The 19,678-nt window shown below is 72.7% G+C and carries 17 protein-coding genes and 1 CRISPR repeat array; of the genes, 2 read left to right on the top strand and 15 right to left on the bottom strand.

Going from position 1 to position 19,678, the window contains the following annotated elements; all coding sequences use genetic code 11:
* Positions 1 to 277: 277 nt before the first annotated feature.
* Positions 278 to 668: direct repeats of the CRISPR family, unit length 25 nt; unit sequence CCACCCCCGCACGCGCGGGGACCAC.
* Positions 669 to 777: 109 nt separating this feature from the next.
* The 15 genes from ACSNOK_RS16285 to hisI all read right to left on the bottom strand — a co-directional run bounded on the left by ACSNOK_RS16285 (position 778) and on the right by hisI (position 17,917).
* The gene (locus ACSNOK_RS16285; protein WP_436781395.1) at positions 778 to 1,359 is read right to left on the bottom strand and encodes an AMIN-like domain-containing (lipo)protein; all 582 of its coding nucleotides are present in this window, start codon (positions 1,357 to 1,359) and stop codon (positions 778 to 780) included.
* 196 nt (positions 1,360 to 1,555) lie between these two features.
* A complete protein-coding gene (locus ACSNOK_RS16280; RefSeq protein ID WP_436781394.1) occupies positions 1,556 to 3,016 on the bottom strand; it encodes a glutamate synthase subunit beta in 1,461 nt (486 codons plus the stop codon).
* Positions 3,009 to 7,562 carry a glutamate synthase large subunit gene (gene gltB, locus ACSNOK_RS16275; protein WP_436781393.1) on the bottom strand — a complete coding sequence of 1,518 codons (4,554 nt, stop codon included), beginning with the start codon at positions 7,560 to 7,562 and terminating at the stop codon, positions 3,009 to 3,011. The genes ACSNOK_RS16280 and gltB overlap by 8 nt, the downstream gene beginning before the upstream one ends.
* Positions 7,563 to 7,856: 294 nt before the next feature.
* Positions 7,857 to 8,588: a VIT1/CCC1 transporter family protein gene (locus ACSNOK_RS16270; protein WP_436781392.1), complete on the bottom strand. Its 732-nt coding sequence runs from the start codon at positions 8,586 to 8,588 to the stop codon at positions 7,857 to 7,859.
* Positions 8,589 to 8,928: 340 nt separating this feature from the next.
* A complete protein-coding gene (gene lgt / locus ACSNOK_RS16265) occupies positions 8,929 to 9,807 on the bottom strand; it encodes a prolipoprotein diacylglyceryl transferase (protein ID WP_436781391.1) in 879 nt (292 codons plus the stop codon).
* Between the two features lie 108 nt (positions 9,808 to 9,915).
* Complete coding sequence (locus ACSNOK_RS16260; protein ID WP_436781390.1) at positions 9,916 to 10,716, bottom strand: thioredoxin domain-containing protein; 801 nt, start codon at positions 10,714 to 10,716, stop codon at positions 9,916 to 9,918.
* A 195-nt stretch (positions 10,717 to 10,911) separates the two neighbouring features.
* Entirely contained in the window at positions 10,912 to 11,730 is an 819-nt protein-coding gene (gene trpA / locus ACSNOK_RS16255) for a tryptophan synthase subunit alpha (protein WP_436781389.1), read from the bottom strand.
* Complete coding sequence (trpB, locus tag ACSNOK_RS16250; protein ID WP_436781388.1) at positions 11,727 to 13,010, bottom strand: tryptophan synthase subunit beta; 1,284 nt, start codon at positions 13,008 to 13,010, stop codon at positions 11,727 to 11,729. The genes trpA and trpB overlap by 4 nt, the downstream gene beginning before the upstream one ends.
* A gap of 70 nt (positions 13,011 to 13,080) precedes the next feature.
* A complete protein-coding gene (gene trpM / locus ACSNOK_RS16245) occupies positions 13,081 to 13,233 on the bottom strand; it encodes a tryptophan biosynthesis modulator TrpM (RefSeq protein ID WP_436781387.1) in 153 nt (50 codons plus the stop codon).
* Positions 13,234 to 13,240: 7 nt separating this feature from the next.
* Positions 13,241 to 14,050 (bottom strand): indole-3-glycerol phosphate synthase TrpC, encoded by an 810-nt coding sequence (gene trpC / locus ACSNOK_RS16240; RefSeq protein WP_436781386.1) that lies wholly within the window; start codon positions 14,048 to 14,050, stop codon positions 13,241 to 13,243.
* A gap of 149 nt (positions 14,051 to 14,199) precedes the next feature.
* Positions 14,200 to 14,685 carry a DUF2752 domain-containing protein gene (locus ACSNOK_RS16235; RefSeq protein WP_436781385.1) on the bottom strand — a complete coding sequence of 162 codons (486 nt, stop codon included), beginning with the start codon at positions 14,683 to 14,685 and terminating at the stop codon, positions 14,200 to 14,202.
* Positions 14,686 to 14,866: 181 nt separating this feature from the next.
* Positions 14,867 to 15,109, bottom strand: a complete 243-nt coding sequence (locus ACSNOK_RS16230; protein WP_436781384.1) for an HGxxPAAW family protein — start codon at positions 15,107 to 15,109, stop codon at positions 14,867 to 14,869.
* Positions 15,110 to 15,235: 126 nt separating this feature from the next.
* Complete coding sequence (locus ACSNOK_RS16225; RefSeq protein ID WP_436781383.1) at positions 15,236 to 15,886, bottom strand: TIGR02234 family membrane protein; 651 nt, start codon at positions 15,884 to 15,886, stop codon at positions 15,236 to 15,238.
* A 43-nt stretch (positions 15,887 to 15,929) separates the two neighbouring features.
* Complete coding sequence (locus ACSNOK_RS16220) at positions 15,930 to 17,480, bottom strand: anthranilate synthase component I (RefSeq protein WP_436781382.1); 1,551 nt, start codon at positions 17,478 to 17,480, stop codon at positions 15,930 to 15,932.
* Between the two features lie 11 nt (positions 17,481 to 17,491).
* The gene (hisI, locus tag ACSNOK_RS16215) at positions 17,492 to 17,917 is read right to left on the bottom strand and encodes a phosphoribosyl-AMP cyclohydrolase (RefSeq protein ID WP_436781381.1); all 426 of its coding nucleotides are present in this window, start codon (positions 17,915 to 17,917) and stop codon (positions 17,492 to 17,494) included.
* 64 nt (positions 17,918 to 17,981) lie between these two features.
* On the opposite strand from hisI, the gene ACSNOK_RS16210 reads away from it, so the two are divergent.
* On the top strand, positions 17,982 to 18,884 hold the full coding sequence (locus ACSNOK_RS16210; RefSeq protein ID WP_436781380.1) for a hypothetical protein: 903 nt from the start codon (positions 17,982 to 17,984) through the stop codon (positions 18,882 to 18,884).
* Positions 18,885 to 18,961: 77 nt separating this feature from the next.
* On the top strand, positions 18,962 to 19,594 hold the full coding sequence (locus ACSNOK_RS16205) for a TIGR03085 family metal-binding protein (RefSeq protein ID WP_436781379.1): 633 nt from the start codon (positions 18,962 to 18,964) through the stop codon (positions 19,592 to 19,594).
* The last annotated feature ends 84 nt before the right edge of the window (positions 19,595 to 19,678 follow it).

Genomic DNA, 19,678 nt, shown 5'->3' with positions numbered 1-19,678 from the left:
CACTCCTCCGGCCCCCGAGCCATGCCGACCCCGGCCCCCGGCTGCCCGGTATGCGCCCACCTCAACGCCGAACGCCAACCGGAAGCGAACACGGACAACCCGGACCGAGCCATGCGACTGGCGGGGGCCTACATGACCCACCACTACCTGCGACACCCCTGACCACACCGCACGACCACCCCACGCCCACAGGGCCCACAAACGGCACCGACCGGCAGTGGGCCCTCGCGGGCAACCGACAGGTTGCAAGAGCCCGACCCCGCGCGCATCGGCGGGCCTGACCCCGCACGCGCGCGGAGCACGCCATCGTCGAGCCTGGAGCATTCGCCTACGTGGGACCACCCCCGCACGCGCGGGGACCACAGCAGGTGCTAAAGGATGTCCGCCCCGAGGGGGGGCCACCCCCGCACGCGCGGGGACCACGGCGACACCGAAGCCGTGATGCGTCTCGCGCGCGGGACCACCCCCGCACGCGCGGGGACCACTAGGCGACGGCAAGGCCGTAGCCGTACGCTTCGGGACCACCCCCGCACGCGCGGGGACCACCTTGCCTACGGCTTCGGCACCACGTGCGATCACGGACCACCCCCGCACGCGCGGGGACCACGACAAGCCGAAACGATTCGGCCGGCGGCGCGTGGGACCACCCCCGCACGCGCGGGGACCGCAGGCCGCCACCTGCGGCTTTACCCGCGCCGAGGCGGGTTTTTACCCACTTCCCAAGGCCCCGGCAAATCACCCAAATACCCCATAATGCCCACCGCCCCGCGCTCCCCCTCACCAGCTATGCGCCACATCCACCACCAACTTGTCCCCCACCTGCTCCGCCTTGAACGGCAGTCGAGCCCGCACTCCCACGGCGACCTGTGTCTGGCCCTCGAAGCTCGCCCCGAACTTCGTGTCCTGGAAGGTGCGGTACCCCGTGAGGTCGACCCCCGGCAGGGACTGCTTGCCGCGTCCCGGGTACGTCGGCTTGCCCGTGTTCGGGTCGTAGCTCGGTGCGGTGAGGTACACCTGCAGGATGGCGCCGCCCTTGACGGGTATCAGGTCGCCGGAAGCGTCCTGGTGGAACTCGTCCACGTACCCGACCCGGTAGCCGAGCCCCGGCGCCGCGCTGCCCAGGTCGAAGACGATGCGGTCGTAACACTCGTGGCTGCCGGTACGGATGTTCTTCAGCGGGCGGTACTCGTGTCCGGCGGCGTACTTGTCGGTGCTGCCCCAGCCCGTCGGGCAGTCGGCCGTGGTGGCGGGCCGGACCGCCGGGCCCGTGCCGGGGGCGGGGGCTGCGACCGCCGGGCCCGTCAGGCCGATGCCCGCCAGAACGAGGGCCGTGGCCGCCGTCGTCAGCCGTCGTCGCATGTCATGCCTCCAGAGAAGTCGGAAGTCACCTGTTGGGTGCATGCGATACGACCACTCCGCCACCACCCCGTGCCACCGCACAAGCGACTTCCGGCCACCCTGAACATCAACTCGGCTCAAAACAAAGAGCGTCCGCGCCCCCGGCCGACATCGGGGGCGCGGACAAGCGAACCAAGCAGCAGTCCAGAGCAGCGGATCAGACGGCCAGCGCCCGGTCCGTCGGGCGGACAGGAGCCGGCAGCGTGCTCGTCCCCGTCAGGTAGCGGTCGACGGCCCGCGCCGCCGAGCGGCCCTCGGCGATGGCCCAGACGATCAGCGACTGACCTCGCCCGGCGTCGCCGGCGACGAAGACACCCGGCACGTTCGTCGCGTACGAGCCGTCACGCGCGATGTTCCCGCGCTCGTCCAGGGCCAGGCCGAGCTGGTCGACGAGACCGTTCGCGCGGTCCGTCCCCGTGAAGCCCATCGCCAGCGTCACCAACTGCGCCGGAATCCGCCGCTCCGTCCCCGGCTTCTGCTCCAGCCTGCCGTCCTTGAACTCGACCTCCACCAGGTGCAGCCACTGCACATGGCCCTCCTCGTCGCCCTCGAAGCGCGTGGTCGACACGGAGTAGACCCGCTCGCCGCCCTCCTCATGGGCCGAGGTGACCTTGTAGAGCATGGGGAACGTCGGCCACGGCTGACCCGCCGACCGCTCCTCCCCCGGACGCGGCATGATCTCCAGCTGGGTGACGGACGCGGCACCCTGCCGGTGGGCGGTCCCGACACAGTCCGCACCCGTGTCACCCCCGCCGATCACCACCACGTGCTTGCCCTCGGCCGTGATCGTGGGCGCCACGTAGTCGCCCTCCTGCACCTTGTTCGCGACGGGCAGGTACTCCATCGCGAGATGGATGCCCTTCAACTCCCGCCCGGGAACCGGCAGGTCCCGCGACGTCGTCGCCCCCGCCGCGATCACCACCGCGTCGTACCGCCCGCGCAGCTTCGCCGCGTCGACGTCGCGGCCGATCTCGACCTCCGTGCGGAACTTCGTCCCCTCCGCCCGCATCTGCTCGATGCGCCGGTTGATGTGCCGCTTCTCCATCTTGAACTCGGGGATGCCGTACCGCAGCAGCCCGCCGATCCGGTCCGCGCGCTCGTACACCGCCACCGTGTGACCCGCCCGGGTCAGTTGCTGGGCCGCCGCGAGGCCGGCCGGGCCGGAGCCGATGACGGCGACGGTCTTGCCCGACAACCGCTCAGGCGGCTGCGGCGTGACATCGCCCGCCTCCCACGCCTTGTCGACGATCGTCACCTCGACGTTCTTGATGGTGACGGGCTGCTGGTTGATGCCCAGCACACACGCCGACTCGCACGGCGCCGGGCACAGCCTCCCCGTGAACTCCGGGAAGTTATTGGTAGCGTGCAGCCGCTCGCTCGCCGCCCGCCAGTCGCCCCGCCACGCGTAGTCGTTCCACTCGGGGATAAGGTTCCCCAGCGGACAGCCGTTGTGGCAGAACGGAATGCCGCAGTCCATGCAGCGGCCGGCCTGCTTGCTGATGACGGGCAGCAGCGAGCCCGGAACGTACACCTCGTTCCAGTCGCGGACGCGCTCCTCGACGGGACGGGTGCGGGCGACCTCGCGCCCGGTGGTCAGAAAGCCCTTCGGATCAGCCATGGGTCGCCGCCTCCATCATCTTCTCGTGGGTCTCGGTCTCGGAGAGACCGGCTCGCTCGGCGGCGTCCTTGGCGGCGAGCACTGCCTGGTAGGTGGGCGGGACGACCTTGCGGAAGCGCGCGACCGCCGCGTCCCAGTCGGCCAGCAGGCCGGCCGCGACGGTGGACCCCGTCTCCTCCTGGTGGCGGCGCACCACGCCGTGCAGCCACCGCACGTCGGCCTCGTCCAGCGACCCGACGGCGCCCGCCAGCTCCTTGTTGACGTTGCGCGGGTCCAGATCCACGACGTAGGCGACGCCACCCGACATGCCGGCCGCGAAGTTCCGCCCGGTCGGCCCGAGGACGACGGCCCGGCCGCCCGTCATGTACTCGCAGCCGTGGTCGCCGACGCCCTCCGACACGACCACCGCACCCGAGTTGCGGACGCAGAACCGCTCCCCGACCGCCCCCCGCAGGAACATCTCCCCACCCGTGGCGCCATAACCAATCGTGTTGCCGGCGATGGTGGAGTACTCGGCGAGGTGGTCGGCGGCCCGGTCCGGCCGGACGACGATCCGGCCGCCCGACAGCCCCTTGCCGACGTAGTCGTTGGCGTCGCCCTCCAGCCGCAGGGTGACACCGCGCGGCAGGAAGGCGCCGAACGACTGCCCGGCCGAGCCGGTGAACGTGATGTCGATGGTGTCGTCGGGCAGCCCGGCGCCGCCGTACCGCTTGGTGACCTCGTGACCGAGCATCGTGCCGACGGTCCGGTTGATGTTCCGGACGGGCACCTGCGCCCGCACCGGCTGCGCCTCCTCCGCGCCGACCGTGTCGAGCGCGTCGGCGGCCAGCTTGATCAGCTGGTTGTCGAGCGCCTTGGCCAGCCCGTGGTCCTGGGCGACGGCGTGGTGCCGGACGGCGCCCTCGGGCAGCTCGGGGACGTGGAACAGCGGGGCCAGGTCCAGGCCCTGCGCCTTCCAGTGGTCCACGGCCTTCCCCGTGTCGAGGAGCTCGGCGTGCCCGACGGCCTCCTCCAGCGTCCGGAAGCCCAGCTCGGCGAGCAGCTCCCGCACCTCCTCCGCGATGAACTCGAAGAAGTTGACGACGAACTCGGCCTTGCCCGCGAACCGTTCGCGCAGCACCGGGTTCTGCGTGGCGATGCCGACCGGGCAGGTGTCCAGGTGGCAGACGCGCATCATCACGCACCCGGAGACGACCAGCGGCGCCGTCGCGAACCCGAACTCCTCCGCCCCGAGCAGCGCCGCGATCACGACATCACGCCCGGTCTTGAGCTGCCCGTCGGCCTGGACGACGATCCGGTCGCGCAGCCCGTTGAGCAGCAGCGTCTGCTGCGCCTCGGCGAGGCCGAGCTCCCAGGGGCCGCCCGCGTGCTTCAGCGACGTCAGCGGCGAGGCACCCGTACCCCCGTCGTGCCCGGAGATCAGCACCACATCGGCATGCGCCTTCGACACACCCGCCGCGACCGTTCCCACACCCACCTCGGACACCAGCTTCACATGGATGCGGGCGGCCGGGTTGGCGTTCTTCAGGTCGTGGATGAGCTGGGCGAGGTCCTCGATGGAGTAGATGTCGTGGTGCGGCGGCGGCGAGATGAGGCCGACGCCCGGCGTCGAGTGCCGCGTCTTGGCGACCCACGGGTACACCTTGTGGCCGGGCAACTGGCCGCCCTCGCCGGGCTTGGCGCCCTGCGCCATCTTGATCTGGATGTCATCGGCGTTGACCAGGTACTCGCTGGTCACCCCGAACCGCCCGGACGCGACCTGCTTGATGGCCGAGCGCCGCGCCGGGTCGTACAGCCGCTCCGGGTCCTCGCCGCCTTCACCGGTGTTGGACTTGCCGCCCAGCCGGTTCATGGCGATGGCGAGCGTCTCGTGGGCCTCCTGCGAGATGGACCCGTACGACATCGCGCCGGTCGAGAACCGCTTGACGATCTCGCTCACCGGCTCGACCTCGTCCAGCGGCACAGGCTTCCGGTCGCTCGCGAACGCGAACAGCCCGCGCAGCGTCATCAGCCGCTCCGACTGCTCGTTCACCCGCTCGGTGTACTGCTTGAAGATGTCGTAGCGCCGGGTGCGGGTGGCGTGCTGGAGCCGGAAGACGGTGTCCGGGTCGAACAGGTGCGGCTCGCCCTCCCGCCGCCACTGGTACTCACCGCCGATCTCCAGCCGCCGGTGGGTGGCGGGGATGCCGGTGGCGGGGTACGCCTTGGCGTGCCGGGCGGCGACCTCGCGGGCGATGACGTCCAAGCCCACGCCGCCGATCTTGGTGGGCGTGCCGTGGAAGTACGTGTCGACGAACGCCTCGTCGAGCCCGACGGCCTCGAAGACCTGGGCACCACGGTAAGAGGCCACGGTGGAGATGCCCATCTTGGACATCACCTTCAGCACGCCCTTCCCCAGCGCCTTGATCAGGTTGCGGATGGCGTCCTCGGGCTCGATGCCGCTGAGGAACGTCCCGGCCCTGACCAGGTCCTCGACGGACTCCATGGCGAGGTACGGGTTGACGGCCGCCGCGCCGTAACCGATGAGCAGCGCGACGTGGTGCACCTCGCGGACGTCCCCGGCCTCGACCAGCAGGCCCACCTGGGTGCGCTGCTTGGTGCGGATGAGGTGGTGGTGGATGGCCGAGGTGAGCAGCAGCGACGGGATGGGGGCGTGCTCGGCGTCGGAGTGCCGGTCGGAGAGGACGATCAGCCGGGCGCCGCCGGCGATGGCCGCGTCGGCCTCCGCGCACATCGCCTCCAGCCGCGCGGCCAGCGCCTCGCCGCCGCCCGAGACCCGGTACAGACCGGAGAGGGTGGCGGCCTTGAGACCCGGCAGGTCCCCGTCGGCGTTGATGTGGATGAGCTTGGCGAGCTCGTCGTTGTCGATGACCGGGAACGGCAGGGTGACGCTGCGGCAGGACGCGGCCGTCGGCTCCAGCAGATTGCCCTGCGGGCCGAGGGAGGAGACCAGCGAGGTGACCAGCTCCTCCCGGATGGCGTCCAGCGGCGGGTTGGTGACCTGGGCGAACAGCTGGGTGAAGTAGTCGAAGAGCAGCCGGGGGCGCGCGGAGAGCGCGGCGATCGGCGAGTCCGTGCCCATCGAACCGATCGGCTCCACACCGCTGCCGGCCATCGGCGCGAGGATGACGCGCAGCTCCTCCTCGGTGTAGCCGAAGGTCTGCTGGCGGCGGGTGACGGAGGCGTGGGTGTGCACGATGTGTTCGCGCTCGGGGAGGTCCTTGAGCTCGATGAGCCCGGCTTCCAGCCACTCCTGGTAGGGCTGTTCGGCGGCGAGGCCGGCCTTGATCTCGTCGTCCTCGATGATGCGGTGCCCGGCGGTGTCGACCAGGAACATCTTCCCCGGCTGGAGCCGGCCCTTGCGGACGACCTTGGCGGGGTCGATGTCGAGGACGCCGACCTCGGAGGAGAGGACGACGAGGCCGTCGTCGGTGACCCAGTACCGGCCGGGGCGCAGCCCGTTGCGGTCGAGAACTGCGCCGACGAGAGTGCCGTCGGTGAAGGTGACGCAGGCCGGGCCGTCCCAGGGCTCCATCAGGGTGGAGTGGTACTGGTAGAAGGCGCGCCGGGCGGGGTCCATGGAGGCGTGGTGCTCCCAGGCCTCGGGGATCATCATCAGCACGCTGTGCGGCAGCGAACGCCCGCCCAGGTGCAGCAGCTCCAGCACCTCGTCGAAGGAGGCGGAGTCCGACGCGTCCGGGGTGCAGACGGGGAACGTCCGCTCCAGGCTCTCGCCCGGGCCGAACAGCCCGGAGGCGAGCTGGGATTCGCGGGCGCGCATCCAGTTGCGGTTGCCGTTGACGGTGTTGATCTCACCGTTGTGGGCGACGAACCGGTACGGGTGGGCGAGCGGCCAGCTCGGGAAGGTGTTGGTGGAGAAGCGGGAGTGGACCAGCGCGATGGCCGTGGCGAAGCGGCGGTCGGACAGGTCCGGGAAGAAGGGCTCCAGCTGGCCGGTGGTCAGCATGCCCTTGTAGACGATCGTGCGGGCGGAGAGCGACGGGAAGTAGACGCCGGCCTCGCGCTCGGCGCGCTTGCGCAGCACGAACGCCTTGCGGTCCAGGGCGATCCCGCGGCTCTCGCCGTCCACGTCCGCCACGAACAGCTGCCGGAACTCCGGCATGGTGGCGCGGGCCGCGCTGCCCAGCAGCTCGGGCGCGACCGGGACGGCGCGCCAGCCGAGGACGGTCAGCCCCTCCTCCCCGGCGATCGTCTCGATACGCGAGACGGCGTCGTCGCCCTCACCGTCGGCCGGGAGGAACGCGATGCCGACGGCGTACGCGCCGCGCTCCGGCAGGGCGAAGTCGACGACCTCGCGGAGGAAGGCGTCCGGGACCTGGAGGAGGATGCCGGCACCGTCGCCGGAGTCCGGCTCGGAGCCGGTGGCGCCGCGGTGCTCCAGGTTGCGCAGGACGGTGAGCGCCTGTTCCACCAGGGCGTGGCTCGCCTCGCCGGTCAGAGTCGCGACAAAGCCGACGCCACAGGCGTCGTGCTCATGGCGGGGGTCGTACATCCCCTGCTGAGCGGGGTGGGATGCAGAACGCATCGGCGCTCCCGTCGTCTTGGCAGTCATGGCGGTGCATGTGCCGAGGGACGACGCTGGCCCTCCGCGAAAGTTGGTGCAGGTTACATGATGACCCGCTTCTCACGTAGCGGAAGATGGATTCCACTATGTGGACAACAGGGGCGGGATCCACGAGATCCACGAGGGTGGAGCGCACACGGCGCGGGCCGCACTGCCCGCGGGCGCTTGTGAAGATGTGCCCTGTTGCCGAGGGGTTGAAACCGCGCGGAAACCCGCTCGTCATGCGTGCCCGTTATGCGGTGCCCCGCATAAGCATCACCCGACGGCGGTCCCGAAGGCAATACCCAGGAGATACGTCACACCGGCCGCCGCACCGCCCAGCAGCAACTGCCTGAGCCCGCTGAACCACCAGCTGCGCGCGGTCACCCGGGCGACGACCGCACCGCAGGCGAACAGCCCCAGCAGCGCCAGCAGCACCGCCGGCCACAACTGCGTGGCGCCCAGCAGATACGGGAGGACGGGCAGCAGCGCACCCAGCGCGAACGAGCCGAACGAGGCGAGGGCCGCCGTCATCGGCGAGGGCAGATCGGAGGGGTCGATGCCCAGCTCTTCCCGGGCATGGATCTCCAGCGCCTGCTCCGGATCCTTCGACAGCTGCCGCGCCACCTCCCGCGCGAGCGCCGGCTCCACCCCGCGCGACTCATAGAGCGCGGCCAGCTCCTCCAGCTCGTCGGTGGGGTGTTTCCGCAGCTCACGCCGCTCGACGTCCAGCTCCGCGAGGACCAGCTCACGCTGCGACGCGACCGAGGTGTACTCCCCCACCGCCATCGAGAACGCGCCCGCGGCGAGCCCCGCCAGCCCCGTGATCACCAGCGTCTGCGACGAGGCCGCCCCGCCCGCGACGCCCGTCAGCAGCGCGAGGTTCGACACCAGCCCGTCCATCGCCCCGAACACGGCGGGGCGCAGCCAGCCGCCGTTCACATCGCGGTGCGTGTGGTTGTCGCGGTGGGCTATGTGCGTGGCCGCGGCGGTGTCGAGGACTGCCATGGTGGGTTCGGTGCTCCTTCGCCCGGAGGGCGGGCCTGATGCTCCACCCCTACGGGTTCGAAGGTACGCACGAACAGCGCGTGCGCGCTAGCAAGGAAGGCCGAACTTACCTCGCTGACCTGCGGTTTTCCCGGGGCAAGCCCCGGACCTCGAAACCGCGCTCCGCGCGGTTGTCCTCAAACGCCGGACGGGCTGAGTACGGCGCCCGGATTTCAGCCCGTCCGGCGTTTGAGGACGAGCGGCGAAGCCGCGAAAGCGGGGGTCTGGGGGCGCAGCCCCCAGGAAACGGCGAAGGGGCGGGACAGGGGCATCCCCATCCCGCCCCAGCGCAACGCAGCGCTCAGAGCTTCTTGGCCGCCTCCGGCGACGCCGACCCCTTCGCGTCCTCCACGGGCTCGGAAGCGCCCGGCTCGACCACGGCCTCCCGCCCAGGAACCCTCTTCGAGGACACGACGATGTAGACCACCGCCGCGATGAACACCAGAATCGACGTCCACCCATTGAGCCGCAGCCCCAGCACATGATGAGCGTCGTCCACCCGCAGGTACTCCGTCCAGAAGCGCCCCACCGTGTACGCCGCCACATACAGCGCGAACGCCCGCCCGTGCCCCAGCTTGAAACGCCGGTCGGCCCAGATCACCAGGGCGGCGACGCCGAGGCACCACAGCGACTCGTACAGGAACGTCGGATGGTACGTACCGGCGACCCGCCCGATCCCCGGATCGGCGTCGATCTTCAGCGCCCACGGCAGATCCGTCGGCTTCCCGTAGAGCTCCTGGTTGAACCAGTTGCCCCACCGGCCGATCGCCTGCGCCACGGCGATGCCGGGGGCGACGGCGTCCGCCCACGCCGGCAGCGGGATGCCGCGCCGCCGGCAGCCGATCCAGGCGCCGACGGCGCCCAGCGCCACCGCGCCCCAGATGCCGAGGCCGCCTTCCCAGATCTTGAAGGCGTCGACCCAGTTCCGGCCCTCACCGAAGTACAGCTCGTAGTCGGTGATCACGTGGTAGAGCCGGCCGCCGACGAGGCCGAAGGGCACGGCCCAGACGGCGATGTCGGCGACGGTCCCGACCCGGCCGCCGCGCGCGACCCAGCGTCGGTTGCCGAGCCAGACGGCGGCGAAGACGCCGATGATGATGCAGAAGGCGTAGCCGCGCAGCGGGACCGGCCCCAGGTGGAGCACGCCGGTCGACGGGCTGGGAATGTATGCGAGATTCATGGCACCACCGACGCTACCCTGCCGGGGCGCGCGACCGGCAACCCACCCGGGACAACAGCTGCGTAACGGGCCCCGTGTCCCGCACGCGGAGCGCGTCCCCGGCCCGTCTCAGTGCTTCTTCTTCGCGGACGAGGCCGCCGCCACCGTCATCTCGCGCAGCTTGGCCGGGGTCAGCGGATGGGCGGGGTCCCCGTAGACGCTCTTCCCGTTCAGCAGGACGGTCGGGGTCGCCTTGTAGGCGCCCTTGCGGAACGCCTCGTGCGCCTGCTTCACCCAGCTGTCGTGCATGCCGTCGTCCACGCACTTCTGGAAGCCGGGGGTGTTCAGCCCCGGGACCTGGTCGGCGAGCTCGTACAGCCGGGAGGTGTCGGCGAAGGCGTCCTTCGTCTCGGGCGGCTGGTTCTTGTAGAGGACGTCGTGGTACGCGGCGAACTTGCCGACGTCCTGCGCGCACGCCGCCGCGTTGGCGGCCTTCAGCGAGCCCGTCCCGCCGAGGTTCCGGTCGATGAGGGTGACGATGTGGTACTCGGTCTTGAGCTTGCCCTCCTGCTCCAGGTCGCGCACGGTGTCCCGGTACGCGTTCTCGAACAGGGCACAGGCCGGGCAGCGGAAGTCCTCGTAGACGGTGAGGGTGGCCTTGGCGGCCTTCTTGCCGACGGGGATGGTGGAGCCGTCCTTGCCGAGGGCCCCCTGCGGCGGCCTCGGCGGGCCCGCGGCCTCGTCCTTCTTCTCCCCGCCGGTGTGCGCGACGACGGCCGCGACTCCGGCGCCGGTCCCCAGCACCCCGACGACGGCCAGTCCCGCGATCATCGCCCGTCTGCGTTTGGCGCGGGCGATCTCCTTCTGGCGCTGTTCCTGCAGGCGCTCGCGGGCGCTGCGCTTTCCCTCGCTGCTGCTCTTCTCGCTCACGTCCCCGTACAACGAACCGGGGGTGCGCCCCAGCGCACCCCCGGTCCCAGGTTCCTTCGAACGGGTGACCCGGCTTCGTCCGCCACGGGATCAGCCATGAGGTCGACCACGGGATCAGCCGTGAAGTCGACCGCGGGATCCGCCGCAGGCCGGCCGCGGGATCCGCCACGGGCCGGCCGTGGGATCCGCCGCGGGTCAGCCCCGCTTGCGGACGCCCTCCGCCAGCTCGCCGGCCAGCTCCCGTACGGCCGCGAGCCCGGCCGCCTCGTCGGGCGCGTCCAGCAGCCGCTCGACGAACGCGGAGCCGACGATCACGCCGTCCGCGAACCCGGCCACCTCCGCGGCCTGCGCCGCGTCGGACACGCCGAGCCCGACGCAGACGGGCAGCGCGGTGCCGGTGGCGCGGGTGCGCTCGACCAGCTCCTTCGCCTGGGCGCCGACGGACGCGCGGGTGCCGGTGACGCCCATCAGGGAGGCCGCGTAGACGAAGCCGCTGCCCGCCGCCGTGATGGTGGCGAGCCGCTCGTCCTTGCTGCTCGGCGCGACGACGAAGACCGTCGCCAGCCCGTGCTTGGCGGCGTGCTCGCGCCACAGCGCCGACTCCTGGACGGGCAGGTCGGGCAGGATGCAGCCCGCGCCGCCCGCCTCGGCCAGCTCGGCGGTGAAACGCTCGACGCCGTAGCGGTCGATGGGATTCCAGTAGGTCATGACGAGGACGGGCTTGCCGGTGGCCGCGTGGGCCTCCTTGACCGTGCGCATGACGTCGGCGATCCGGACGCCGCCCTTCAGGGCGATGTCGTCGGCGGTCTGGATGACGGGCCCGTCGAGGACGGGGTCGCTGTGCGGCAGCCCCACCTCGACCACGTCCGCCCCGCCGTCGAAGACGGCCTTGATCGCCGTGATGCCGCCGTCCACGGTCGGGAAGCCGGCCGGGAGGTAGGCGATCAGCGCGGCCCGGTCCTCGGCCTTCGCCGCGGCGAGGGTGTCCGTCAACAGCCGTGCGTTCCCGCTCACTTGGCGTCCCCCTCGATCTCGGCGGTGTCGGTGCGGTCGGCGGCCACCTCGGCGTCGGTGTCGTAGAGGCCGAAGTAGCGGGCGGCGGTGTCCATGTCCTTGTCGCCGCGGCCGGACAGGTTGACGACGATCAGGCCGTCCCCGCCCAGCTCCCGGCCGACCTCCAGGGCGCCGGCCAGGGCGTGGGCGCTCTCGATGGCCGGGATGATGCCCTCGGTCCGGGACAGCAGGCGCAACGCCCGCATCGCGGCGTCGTCCGTCACCGCGCGGTACTCGCCGCGGCCGGAGTCCTTGAGGTAGGCGTGCTCGGGTCCGACGCCGGGGTAGTCCAGGCCGGCCGAGATGGAGTACGGCTCGGTGATCTGGCCCTCGTCGTCCTGGAGGACGTAGGAGCGGGAGCCGTGCAGGATGCCCGGCTCGCCGGCGGTGAGGGTGGCCGCGTGCTCGCCGGTCTCGACGCCGTGCCCGGCGGGCTCGCAGCCGATCAGCCGGACGTCGGCGTCGGCGAGGAAGGCGTGGAACAGGCCGATGGCGTTGGAGCCGCCGCCGACGCAGGCCACGGCCGCGTCGGGCAGCCGCCCGGCGCGCTCCAGGATCTGCCGGCGGGCCTCGACGCCGATGACCCGGTGGAAGTCGCGGACCATGGCCGGGAAGGGGTGCGGCCCGGCGACCGTGCCGAAGAGGTAGTGGGTGCGGTCGACGTTGGCGACCCAGTCGCGGAACGCCTCGTTGATGGCGTCCTTCAGGGTGCGGCTGCCGGACTTCACGGCGACGACCTCGGCGCCGAGCATCCGCATCCGGGCGACGTTGAGGGCCTGCCGCTCGGTGTCGACCTCGCCCATGTAGATGGTGCAGTCGAGGCCGAAGAGGGCGCAGGCGGTGGCGGTGGCGACGCCGTGCTGGCCGGCGCCGGTCTCCGCGATGACGCGCGTCTTGCCCATCCGTTTGGTGAGCAGCGCCTGGCCCAGCACATTGTTGATCTTGTGGGACCCGGTGTGGTTGAGGTCCTCGCGCTTGAGGAACACCCGGGCGCCGCCCGCGTGTTCGGCGAACCGCGGCACCTCGGTGAGGGCGCTGGGACGCCCGGTGTAGTTGACCATCAGGTCGTCGAGCTCGGCGGCGAACGACGGGTCGGACTTGGCCTTCTCGTAGGCGACGGCGACCTCGTCCACGGCGGCGACCAGCGCCTCGGGGATGAAGGTGCCGCCGAAGGCGCCGAAGTAGCCCGCCGCGCTGGGCACCAGGCCCGCGGGGTCGGGAACGAAGAACTCAGAGGACACGGAGGTACTCCTGTGACAGAAAAGGGCGGCGGCGCACGGGGAGGCACCCCGCGCGCGCCGAAGGGACCGGCTACTGGTGAGCGGTCCCGCGCCATCGGCGCCCGTTGATCTGCCCGGGCTCGCACCCGATGTGGTAGCGCACCCTGCGGCCGCGCACCCGCCGCGCGGGCGCGCGGCAGCCCCGGGGGCGGCACCCCCGGGCCAGGCGCGCGTACGCGGTCATGCCGTCCTCAGCTCCTGCCGTGCCGCAGGGCCGGGTGGGCGCCGGCGGCGACCAGGTCGGCGACGGCCGCCTTGGGGTCGCGGCCGGTCACCAGGGACTCGCCGACGAGCACCGCGTCGGCGCCGTCGTTGGCGTAGGCGATGAGGTCGTGCGGCCCGCGCACCCCGGACTCGGCGATCTTGACGATGCCGTCGGGGATCTCGGGGGCGACCCGGGCGAAGGTGCCCCGGTCGACCTCCAGGGTCTTGAGGTTGCGCGCGTTGACGCCGATGACGCGGGCGCCGGCGGCCACCGCCCGCTCGACCTCCTCCTCGTCGTGCACCTCGACCAGCGGGGTGAGCCCGATCGACTCGGCCCGCTCGATCAGGGAGACCAGGGCCTCCTGCTCCAGGGCGGCGACGATCAGCAGGGCGAGGTCGGCGCCGTAGGCGCGGGCCTCCCACAGCTGGTAGGCGGTGACGATGAAGTCCTTGCGCAGGACCGGGATGTCGACCTTGGCGCGGACGGCCTCCAGGTCGGCGAGCGAGCCGCCGAAGCGGCGCTGCTCGGTCAGCACGCTGATGACGGAGGCGCCACCGGCCTCGTAGTCGGCGGCGAGGCCGGCCGGGTCGGCGATGGCGGCCAGCGCGCCCTTGGACGGGCTGGAGCGCTTGACCTCGCAGATCACGGAGACGTTCTCCCCGCGCAGGGCGGCGGCGCCGTCCCTGGCCTGCGGGGCCTTCGCGGCCCGCTCCTTGAGCTCGTCGAGGCCGACGCGCGCCTGCCGCTCCGCGAGGTCGGCACGGACTCCGTCGATGATCTCGTCGAGCACACTCACGCGAGCGGCCCCCTTCCGGGCTCGGATGATCTGGGCTGATGCGGTTCGTACTCGTCCCACCAGCACACTGTGATGGTACTTGCCGTCGGACGGAGGTCGTGCATCCGGTTGACGGGGGCGTCGCCGGCGGCGGGGCGGCCGTCCGGGTCTCAGGGCGCGAGCACCGCCCCGCAGGGCAGGTTCCGCACCACGGTGAAGGCCAGCACCAGGAGGCCGATCCCCCACCGGTGGACCGGCCGCAGGGCCAGCGGCATACCGCCGTCCTGGCGTACCGCGCGGACGCACCACACGGCCCAGAGGACGACGAACACCGCGTAGCCCGGGACGGCCAGGGCGTTGGCGCGCAGGGCGGCCGGGAGGTCGCCGTGCAGCAGGGCGTACAGCCCGCGCAGCCCGCCGCAGGCGGGGCAGAGCAGGCCGATGTGGCGCGCCAGCGGGCAGACGGGGTAGTGACCGGGTTCGTTCGGGTCCACGGTCCCGACCAGGGCCGCCGCCGCGCCCAGGCCCGCGGCGACGCCGAGCGGCACGCCCAGCCGGCGGACGGACGGCGCGGCGGCCCGGCCGGAACCGGAACCAGAGCCGGGATCAAGGCCGGAACCAGAGCCGGGATCAAGACCCGAAGCGGACTCCCTCACACGGCCAGTCTCCGCCGGACCGCCCGGGGGCGCGACCGCGCGGGGCGCGACCGCACGGGCCGGAGGGGGCCGCACTCCGGCGCGTACACGCGAAAGCGCGGCTCAGGCCGCTCGTACGGAGGACGTACGGGCCCGGGCCGCGCCGTGTGCGGGGCGGAGCGGGTGCGTGGAGGACCGCCGGTCAGCCGTTCTGCGGCTGGGCCTCCGCCTTGGGGCGCGAGCCCATCTTGGGGGCCTGGCCGAGGCCCATGAGGCGCATGATGCCGCCGACGACCGCGCCGAGGAAGATGACGCCGACCCCGGCCCAGAAGCCGACCGGCTTGGCCATCACGATGAACGCGCTGGCGACGCAGAAGCCGATGAAGGAAATGATGACACCGGTCCAGGCGGCCGGGGTCTGTCCGTGGTGTACCTGACCCGACATGACTTGACTCCTCGTTGCTGGGGGTCGCCGAATCGCGCCTGCGGGCGCATGACCCTCATGGTCATTGTTCCTGACGGCCGGTGACCGGCTCGACGTGGGGTGGGGCTGGGGACGCCCCGGCGGCGGCTAGCGGTGCGCGGCGTCGCCGGTGGGGTCCTCTCCCCGGTCGAGGGCCTTCCAGATCTCCTCGGGCCGCTCCGGGTCCGGCGCCCGGCGCGGGCGGCGGGCGCGCGGGGTGCCGTCGCGCTCGTACCGGCCGCCCATGGCGGGCCAGTACCGGCCGTAGCGCAGCGCCAGCAGCCCGGCGAGCAGCAGCAGGACGCCGCCGGCCAGGGCCACCCAGGGCCACGGCGTGTGGGTGACGTGTTCGACGGCGGTGCTGGACAGGCCCGTGGTCCTGGCCGCCTTCTCCTCCAGGGCGCCGGTGTCGGAGGCGCCGGTCACACAGCCGACGACGACACCCGCGCCGGACAGCGCCAGCACCGCCGCGACCAGCGTCCGGCCGGCCCGGCGGACGGCGAAGACGGCGACGAGCGCGGCCAGCCCGACGATGGCGAGGGCACCGGGCAGACCGGTGACGTCCTGGCCGGTGGCCTGCTCACGGGCGGCGTCCCGGACGCCCGCCGCCGTGCCCTCGGACCAGGTCCGGCCGCCCGCGAGCAGCACGAGCGCGGCGCCTACGGCCGTGAGGAACAGGGCGGCGGCGACACTGCGCCGGGCGCTCCGGCCGGGTCCGGGCTCGGTACGGGGGCGGGGGTGGGGTACGGCTGCGCTCACCCTTCCACTATCCCCTGCGCCCGGGCGTGCCGCGCAGCCGGGGTCACGCCGGTGCCCCCGGGCGGGTGAGCCGGGCGGCGCCGTGCACGGCGCGCAGCACGGCGGCGGCCTTGTTGCGGCACTCGGTGTCCTCGGCGACCGGGTCGGAGTCGGCGACGACGCCCGCGCCCGCCTGGACGTAGGCGGTGCCGTCGCGGAGCACGGCGGTGCGGATGGCGATGGCGGTGTCGGAGTCCCCGGCGAAGTCCAGGTAGCCGACGCAGCCGCCGTACAGGCCGCGGCGGGACGGCTCCAGCTCCTCGATGATCTGCATGGCCCGCGGCTTGGGCGCGCCGGAGAGGGTGCCGGCCGGGAAGCAGGCGGTGAGCACGTCGAACGCGGTCCGGCCGGGGGCGAGGCGGCCGGTGACGGTGGAGACGATGTGCATCACGTGGCTGTAGCGCTCGATCGACATGAAGTCGACGACCTCGACGCTGCCCGGCTCGCAGACCCGGCCGAGGTCGTTGCGGCCGAGGTCGACGAGCATCAGGTGCTCGGCGCGCTCCTTGGGGTCGGCGAGGAGCTCCTCGGCGAGGGCGGCGTCGGCCTGCGGGGTGGCGCCGCGCGGCCGGGTGCCGGCGATCGGGTGGACCATGGCCCGGCCGTCCTCGACCTTCACCAGCGCCTCGGGGCTGGAGCCGACGACCTGGAAGCCGTCGAACTGGAAGAGGTACATGTACGGGCTGGGGTTGGTCGCCCGCAGCACCCGGTAGACGTCCAGGGCGGAGGCCTCGCACGGCGTCTCGAACCGCTGCGAGGGGACGACCTGGAACGCCTCGCCGGCCCGGATGCGCTCCTTCACGTCCTCGACGGCCGCCTGGTAGTCGGCGCCGCCCCAGCGGGCGGTGAACTCCGGCAGTTCGGACGGGGGCAGCACGGTGGGGTGGGTGGGGACGGGCCGGTGCAGGTCGGCGGTCATCGCGTCGAGGCGGGCGACGGCGTCCGCGTACGCCTCGTCGACGCCCGTCTCCAGGTCGTTGTGGTTGATCGCGTTGGCGATCAGCAGGACCGTGCCGTTCCAGTGGTCGAGGACGGCGAGGTCCGAGGTGAGCAGCATGGTGAGCTCCGGCAGCCCGAGGCCGTCGCCCTCCCCGTGCCGGTCGCCGATCTTCTCCAGGCGGCGGACGACGTCGTAGCCCAGGTAGCCGACCATGCCGCCGGTGAAGGGCGGCAGCCCCGCGCCCTCGATGAGGTCGCGCGGGGTGTGCAGGGCCTCGACGGTGGCCCGCAGGGTGCGCAGCGGGTCGCCGTCGACGGGCACGCCGACGGGCGGGGTGCCCAGCCAGTGGGTGGCGCCGTCGCGGACGGTCAGGGTGGCGGCGCTGCGGACGCCGATGAAGGAGTACCGCGACCAACTGCGGCCCTGCTCCGCGGATTCCAGCAGGAAGGTGCCCGGCCGTTCGGCGGCGAGCTTGCGGTAGAGGGCGACCGGGGTGTCGCCGTCGGCGAGGAAGCGCCGGGTGACCGGGATGACCCGGCGGTCCTTGGCCAGGGTGCGGAACGTGTCGGCGTCGGGGACCTGAGCGGGGCTCGGGGCGGTGGAGGTGGCAGCCATGGCAGCGGAGCCTACTGGCCCAAGGGCAGGTCACCGGCGTCGAAACAGGTGCGCGTCCCGGTGTGGCACGCCGGTCCGGTCTGGTCGACCTTGACGAGGAGGGTGTCGCCGTCGCAGTCCAGGGCCACGGACTTGACGTGCTGCACGTGGCCGGAGGTGTCCCCCTTGACCCAGTACTCGTTGCGGCTGCGGCTCCAGTAGGTGCACCGGCCGGTGGTGAGGGTGCGGTGCAGCGCCTCGTCGTCCATCCAGCCGAGCATCAGCACCTCGCCGGTGTCGTACTGCTGGGCGACGGCCGGCACCAGGCCGTCGGCGGTGCGCTTGAGGCGCGCGGCGACGGCGGGGTCCAGCGCGGTACTGCCGGGAACGGCCGGGGCGGGAGCGGCGGACGAGGCCGGTCGTGCGGGCGCGGAACTGGAAAGGGGCTTGCCGGTCATGGAGCCATTGTGCCGCTCCCGGACCGGTCGCATGGATGTCCGAGGGATACGGCATGCTTCCGTCATGACCTCACCGCCTCCTCCCCCTCCCTCCAACCCGCCGCAGCCGCCCGGGGGCGGCGGCTTCGGACCGCCGACGGGCTTCGGGCCGCCGCCGGAGCAGCCCCCGCCGTACGGCGGCGGGCAGCCCGGCCCGGGTGAGCAGCCCGGCCCCGGCGGGCAGCCCCCGTACGGCGGCTCCCCCTACGGGCAGGGCCCGCAGCCCTACGGCCAGAACCAGCCGCCGAACCAGCCGCCGGGGTACGGCCCCTACGGGCCGCAGCCCGGGATGACCCCGCCGCCCTCGGGGGGCGGCGGGGCGAAGGTCGCCGCCATCGTGGTGGGCGCGGTCCTGGTGGTCGGCCTGGTCGTGGGCGGCCTCATCTTCGCCAACAGGGATTCCGGGGGCGACGACGACAAGCCGGTCGCCAAGGGCACCTCCACCCCCAGCGCGAGGGAGAGCGACTCCCCGACGTCCAGACCGTCACCGCTGCCGACCCTGCCGCACATACCCGACCCGCCGTCGTCCTCCGCCGAGCCGTCGCCCTCGGGCTCGTCGCAGATCGTCGTGCCCATGGTCGTCGTCAAGCCCGGCGAGTGCTTCGACCACCCGGCGATGACCCCGTCGGTCACCCGCGTGGAGAAGAAGTCCTGCACCGGCAGCCACGACGGCGAGGCGATCACCAACCGGACGCTGAGCAACGGCCTGCTGACCGAGACGGACATCCAGGAGAAGGCCCGCGGCCTGTGCAAGCCGGACGCCGAGCGGCGGCTGCGCGCCGTGAACGACGGCCGCCTGTACTACTACTTCGCGCTCTACCCCAACGAGCGGACGTACCTGCTGACCGGCGAGCGCCGGGTCACCTGCTGGATCGCCCGCAGCGACAAGCCGGGCGGCGCCAAGCTGACGGCTCCGCTGCCGGAGTAGGCCGGGGGCGCCGCGGCCGGGCACCCGGCGGGCGCGGCGCCGTGGCACGGCGGCGGCCCCGACCGTAGGCTGCCGCCATGTCGACCCACGCACAGCGCGAACGCCTGCTCCTCGCGGATCTGTTGGAGACCGCGGGTCCGAACGCCCCGACGCTCTGCCAGGGGTGGAGCGCCCGCGACCTCGCGGCGCACATCGTGGTCCGCGAACGCCGCTCCGACGCCGCGGCGGGCGCCCTGTTCAAACCGCTGGCCGCCCGCCTGGAACGAGTGCAGGCCGAGTTCGCCGCCAAGCCGTACGAGGAGCTGATCCAGCTCATCCGCACCGGGCCGCCGCGCACCTCGCCGTTCGCCCTCAAGCAGATCGACGAGGCGGCCAACACGGTCGAGTTCTACGTCCACACCGAGGACGTGCGCCGGGCCCAGCCCGACTGGACGCCACGCGAGCTCGATCCCGTCTTCGCCGACGCGCTCTGGTCCCGCCTGGAGAAGATGGCCCGCGTCCTCGGCCGCAAGGCGCCGGTCGGCGTCGTCCTCCGCCGTCCCGACGGCCGCACGGCGGTCGGCAACCGGGGCGTCCCGGTGGTGACGGTCACCGGCGAACCGGGCGAGCTGACCCTCTTCGCCTTCGGACGCCAGGCCGCGGCGCGGGTGGAGCTTGAGGGCGACGAGGTCGCCAAGGCGAAGCTGCTGGCTGCGCGGCTGGGAATTTGAGCGCGCCCCGGCCCCACCACCCCCAGACCCCCGCTTTCGCGGCTCCGCCGCTCGTCCTCAAACGCCGGACGGGCTGTATCAGCC

This window comes from Streptomyces sp. URMC 126, assembly GCF_051386555.1.
Taxonomy (GTDB): Bacteria; Actinomycetota; Actinomycetes; order Streptomycetales; family Streptomycetaceae; genus Streptomyces.
The sequence above is the reverse complement of the archived record's forward strand: the minus strand, read 5'-3'. Positions and strand labels throughout refer to the sequence as shown.